This window comes from Kitasatospora sp. NPDC057015 (assembly GCF_042673745.1).
Taxonomy (GTDB): Bacteria; Actinomycetota; Actinomycetes; order Streptomycetales; family Streptomycetaceae; genus Kitasatospora.
Genome location: NZ_JBHUSG010000108.1, coordinates 1 through 5,714, shown reverse-complemented (window position 1 = coordinate 5,714; position 5,714 = coordinate 1). Strand labels below are relative to the sequence as shown.

Genomic DNA, 5,714 nt, shown 5'->3' with positions numbered 1-5,714 from the left:
GACTGTAAATCCGCTCCCTCAGGGTTCGGCAGTTCGAATCTGCCCCCCTCCACCATTTTATAAATAGGGGCATAGTTTAACGGTAGAACAGAGGTCTCCAAAACCTCCGGTGTGGGTTCGATTCCTACTGCCCCTGCCAATTATACTTTATAATTCATTACATCTATGGCGGTTGTGGCGAAGTGGTTAACGCACCAGATTGTGGCTCTGGCACTCGTGGGTTCGATTCCCATCAATCGCCCCAAATAAAAATTGCGGGTGTAGTTTAGTGGTAAAACCTCAGCCTTCCAAGCTGATGTCGTGAGTTCGATTCTCATCACCCGCTCCATTATTGAATGATCTTTGAAAACTAAACAAGACAAAACGTACCTGTTAATTCAAAGTTTTAAATAAATCGCACAGCGATGTGCGTAGTCAGTCAAACTACTTTATCGGAGAGTTTGATCCTGGCTCAGGACGAACGCTGGCGGCGTGCCTAATACATGCAAGTCGAGCGGACAGATGGGAGCTTGCTCCCTGATGTTAGCGGCGGACGGGTGAGTAACACGTGGGTAACCTGCCTGTAAGACTGGGATAACTCCGGGAAACCGGGGCTAATACCGGATGGTTGTTTGAACCGCATGGTTCAAACATAAAAGGTGGCTTCGGCTACCACTTACAGATGGACCCGCGGCGCATTAGCTAGTTGGTGAGGTAACGGCTCACCAAGGCAACGATGCGTAGCCGACCTGAGAGGGTGATCGGCCACACTGGGACTGAGACACGGCCCAGACTCCTACGGGAGGCAGCAGTAGGGAATCTTCCGCAATGGACGAAAGTCTGACGGAGCAACGCCGCGTGAGTGATGAAGGTTTTCGGATCGTAAAGCTCTGTTGTTAGGGAAGAACAAGTACCGTTCGAATAGGGCGGTACCTTGACGGTACCTAACCAGAAAGCCACGGCTAACTACGTGCCAGCAGCCGCGGTAATACGTAGGTGGCAAGCGTTGTCCGGAATTATTGGGCGTAAAGGGCTCGCAGGCGGTTTCTTAAGTCTGATGTGAAAGCCCCCGGCTCAACCGGGGAGGGTCATTGGAAACTGGGGAACTTGAGTGCAGAAGAGGAGAGTGGAATTCCACGTGTAGCGGTGAAATGCGTAGAGATGTGGAGGAACACCAGTGGCGAAGGCGACTCTCTGGTCTGTAACTGACGCTGAGGAGCGAAAGCGTGGGGAGCGAACAGGATTAGATACCCTGGTAGTCCACGCCGTAAACGATGAGTGCTAAGTGTTAGGGGGTTTCCGCCCCTTAGTGCTGCAGCTAACGCATTAAGCACTCCGCCTGGGGAGTACGGTCGCAAGACTGAAACTCAAAGGAATTGACGGGGGCCCGCACAAGCGGTGGAGCATGTGGTTTAATTCGAAGCAACGCGAAGAACCTTACCAGGTCTTGACATCCTCTGACAATCCTAGAGATAGGACGTCCCCTTCGGGGGCAGAGTGACAGGTGGTGCATGGTTGTCGTCAGCTCGTGTCGTGAGATGTTGGGTTAAGTCCCGCAACGAGCGCAACCCTTGATCTTAGTTGCCAGCATTCAGTTGGGCACTCTAAGGTGACTGCCGGTGACAAACCGGAGGAAGGTGGGGATGACGTCAAATCATCATGCCCCTTATGACCTGGGCTACACACGTGCTACAATGGACAGAACAAAGGGCAGCGAAACCGCGAGGTTAAGCCAATCCCACAAATCTGTTCTCAGTTCGGATCGCAGTCTGCAACTCGACTGCGTGAAGCTGGAATCGCTAGTAATCGCGGATCAGCATGCCGCGGTGAATACGTTCCCGGGCCTTGTACACACCGCCCGTCACACCACGAGAGTTTGTAACACCCGAAGTCGGTGAGGTAACCTTTTAGGAGCCAGCCGCCGAAGGTGGGACAGATGATTGGGGTGAAGTCGTAACAAGGTAGCCGTATCGGAAGGTGCGGCTGGATCACCTCCTTTCTAAGGATTTTAACGGAATATAAGACCTTGGGTCTTATAAACAGAACGTTCCCTGTCTTGTTTAGTTTTGAAGGATCATTCCTTCGAAACGTGTTCTTTGAAAACTAGATAACAGTAGACATCACATTCAATTAGTAATACAAGATATCACATAGTGATTCTTTTTAACGGTTAAGTTAGAAAGGGCGCACGGTGGATGCCTTGGCACTAGGAGCCGATGAAGGACGGGACGAACACCGATATGCTTCGGGGAGCTGTAAGCAAGCTTTGATCCGGAGATTTCCGAATGGGGAAACCCACCACTCGTAATGGAGTGGTATCCATATCTGAATACATAGGATATGAGAAGGCAGACCCGGGGAACTGAAACATCTAAGTACCCGGAGGAAGAGAAAGCAAATGCGATTCCCTGAGTAGCGGCGAGCGAAACGGGATTAGCCCAAACCAAGAGGCTTGCCTCTTGGGGTTGTAGGACACTCTGTACGGAGTTACAAAGGAACGAGGTAGATGAAGAGGTCTGGAAAGGCCCGCCATAGGAGGTAACAGCCCTGTAGTCAAAACTTCGTTCTCTCCTGAGTGGATCCTGAGTACGGCGGAACACGTGAAATTCCGTCGGAATCCGGGAGGACCATCTCCCAAGGCTAAATACTCCCTAGTGACCGATAGTGAACCAGTACCGTGAGGGAAAGGTGAAAAGCACCCCGGAAGGGGAGTGAAAGAGATCCTGAAACCGTGTGCCTACAAGTAGTCAGAGCCCGTTAACGGGTGATGGCGTGCCTTTTGTAGAATGAACCGGCGAGTTACGATCCCGTGCAAGGTTAAGCAGAAGATGCGGAGCCGCAGCGAAAGCGAGTCTGAATAGGGCGAATTGAGTACGTGGTCGTAGACCCGAAACCAGGTGATCTACCCATGTCCAGGGTGAAGTTCAGGTAACACTGAATGGAGGCCCGAACCCACGCACGTTGAAAAGTGCGGGGATGAGGTGTGGGTAGGGGTGAAATGCCAATCGAACCTGGAGATAGCTGGTTCTCTCCGAAATAGCTTTAGGGCTAGCCTCAAGGTAAGAGTCTTGGAGGTAGAGCACTGATTGGACTAGGGGCCCCTACCGGGTTACCGAATTCAGTCAAACTCCGAATGCCGATGACTTATCCTTGGGAGTCAGACTGCGAGTGATAAGATCCGTAGTCGAAAGGGAAACAGCCCAGACCGCCAGCTAAGGTCCCAAAGTATACGTTAAGTGGAAAAGGATGTGGAGTTGCTTAGACAACCAGGATGTTGGCTTAGAAGCAGCCACCATTTAAAGAGTGCGTAATAGCTCACTGGTCGAGTGACTCTGCGCCGAAAATGTACCGGGGCTAAACGTATCACCGAAGCTGCGGACTGTTCTTCGAACAGTGGTAGGAGAGCGTTCTAAGGGCTGTGAAGCAAGACCGGAAGGACTTGTGGAGCGCTTAGAAGTGAGAATGCCGGTATGAGTAGCGAAAGAGGGGTGAGAATCCCCTCCACCGAATGCCTAAGGTTTCCTGAGGAAGGCTCGTCCGCTCAGGGTTAGTCGGGACCTAAGCCGAGGCCGAAAGGCGTAGGCGATGGATAACAGGTTGATATTCCTGTACCACCTCCTCACCATTTGAGCAATGGGGGGACGCAGGAGGATAGGGTAAGCGCGGTATTGGATATCCGCGTCCAAGCAGTTAGGCTGGGAAATAGGCAAATCCGTTTCCCATGAAGGCTGAGCTGTGATGGCGAGCGAAATATAGTAGCGAAGTTCCTGATTCCACACTGCCAAGAAAAGCCTCTAGCGAGGTGAGAGGTGCCCGTACCGCAAACCGACACAGGTAGGCGAGGAGAGAATCCTAAGGTGATCGAGAGAACTCTCGTTAAGGAACTCGGCAAAATGACCCCGTAACTTCGGGAGAAGGGGTGCTCTGTTAGGGTGCAAGCCCGAGAGAGCCGCAGTGAATAGGCCCAGGCGACTGTTTAGCAAAAACACAGGTCTCTGCGAAGCCGTAAGGCGAAGTATAGGGGCTGACGCCTGCCCGGTGCTGGAAGGTTAAGAGGAGCGCTTAGCGTAAGCGAAGGTGCGAATTGAAGCCCCAGTAAACGGCGGCCGTAACTATAACGGTCCTAAGGTAGCGAAATTCCTTGTCGGGTAAGTTCCGACCCGCACGAAAGGCGCAACGATCTGGGCACTGTCTCAACGAGAGACTCGGTGAAATTATAGTACCTGTGAAGATGCAGGTTACCCGCGACAGGACGGAAAGACCCCGTGGAGCTTTACTGCAGCCTGATATTGAATGTTGGTACAGCTTGTACAGGATAGGTAGGAGCCTTGGAAACCGGAGCGCCAGCTTCGGTGGAGGCATCGGTGGGATACTACCCTGGCTGTATTGACCTTCTAACCCGCCGCCCTTATCGGGCGGGGAGACAGTGTCAGGTGGGCAGTTTGACTGGGGCGGTCGCCTCCTAAAAGGTAACGGAGGCGCCCAAAGGTTCCCTCAGAATGGTTGGAAATCATTCGCAGAGTGTAAAGGCACAAGGGAGCTTGACTGCGAGACCTACAAGTCGAGCAGGGACGAAAGTCGGGCTTAGTGATCCGGTGGTTCCGCATGGAAGGGCCATCGCTCAACGGATAAAAGCTACCCCGGGGATAACAGGCTTATCTCCCCCAAGAGTCCACATCGACGGGGAGGTTTGGCACCTCGATGTCGGCTCATCGCATCCTGGGGCTGTAGTCGGTCCCAAGGGTTGGGCTGTTCGCCCATTAAAGCGGTACGCGAGCTGGGTTCAGAACGTCGTGAGACAGTTCGGTCCCTATCCGTCGCGGGCGCAGGAAATTTGAGAGGAGCTGTCCTTAGTACGAGAGGACCGGGATGGACGCACCGCTGGTGTACCAGTTGTTCTGCCAAGGGCATCGCTGGGTAGCTATGTGCGGACGGGATAAGTGCTGAAAGCATCTAAGCATGAAGCCCCCCTCAAGATGAGATTTCCCATTCCGCAAGGAAGTAAGATCCCTGAAAGATGATCAGGTTGATAGGTCTGAGGTGGAAGTGTGGCGACACATGGAGCTGACAGATACTAATCGATCGAGGACTTAACCAATTTGAATGTATGCTTACTGTTATCTAGTTTTGAGAGAACACTCTCAATGGTTTGGTGGCGATAGCGAAGAGGTCACACCCGTTCCCATGCCGAACACGGAAGTTAAGCTCTTCAGCGCCGATGGTAGTCGGGGGTTTCCCCCTGTGAGAGTAGGACGCCGCCAAGCTTTTTTATTTTATCTACCATGTTTTTGTTTATGAAGCTTATAATATTCCGCAGTAGCTCAGTGGTAGAGCTATCGGCTGTTAACCGATCGGTCGTAGGTTCGAGTCCTACCTGCGGAGCCATTGCTTCCATAGCTCAGCAGGTAGAGCACTTCCATGGTAAGGAAGAGGTCAGCGGTTCGAGCCCGCTTGGAAGCTTATCTAAATACGTTGATCTGAAGCAGTTTCCGCGCGTTATGGAACTGTTATTTTTTGTTTAGTTCAGTAAATATCTGTTGCTGATTGTACCAGTTAAGGTATAGGTATTTAGCGCGTCTTCTGATGAAGCCTTTCTTCAAGGATGCAAAAGAGATTAACATAATTAATTGTTAAACGGTATTGACTTTTATCAAAACCTTGATATAATTACTTTTGTCATAATGAACAGTATAAATAACAATACGGTTTACCGTTATCTGAAGCTGTATTCTGGC

At 51.5% G+C, this 5,714-nt stretch carries 5 tRNA genes and 3 rRNA genes; all 8 read left to right on the top strand.

What is annotated here, in order from left to right:
• The first annotated feature begins 65 nt into the window (after window positions 1–65).
• A tRNA-Trp gene (locus tag ACFTWP_RS41170) sits at window positions 66–139 on the top strand.
• A gap of 29 nt (window positions 140–168) precedes the next feature.
• Window positions 169–244, top strand: a tRNA-His gene (locus ACFTWP_RS41165).
• 10 nt (window positions 245–254) lie between these two features.
• Window positions 255–328 (top strand) — tRNA-Gly (locus tag ACFTWP_RS41160).
• Between the two features lie 100 nt (window positions 329–428).
• Window positions 429–1,978: ribosomal RNA gene (locus tag ACFTWP_RS41155) — 16S ribosomal RNA — on the top strand.
• Between the two features lie 169 nt (window positions 1,979–2,147).
• Window positions 2,148–5,077, top strand: a 23S ribosomal RNA gene (locus tag ACFTWP_RS41150).
• A 50-nt stretch (window positions 5,078–5,127) separates the two neighbouring features.
• Window positions 5,128–5,243, top strand: a 5S ribosomal RNA gene (gene rrf / locus ACFTWP_RS41145).
• The 16S, 23S and 5S rRNA genes sit together here with 5 tRNA genes alongside, the layout of an rRNA operon.
• A 46-nt stretch (window positions 5,244–5,289) precedes the next feature.
• Window positions 5,290–5,364: transfer RNA gene (locus ACFTWP_RS41140), tRNA-Asn, on the top strand.
• A 2-nt stretch (window positions 5,365–5,366) separates the two neighbouring features.
• Window positions 5,367–5,439, top strand: a tRNA-Thr gene (locus ACFTWP_RS41135).
• Window positions 5,440–5,714 lie beyond the last annotated feature (275 nt).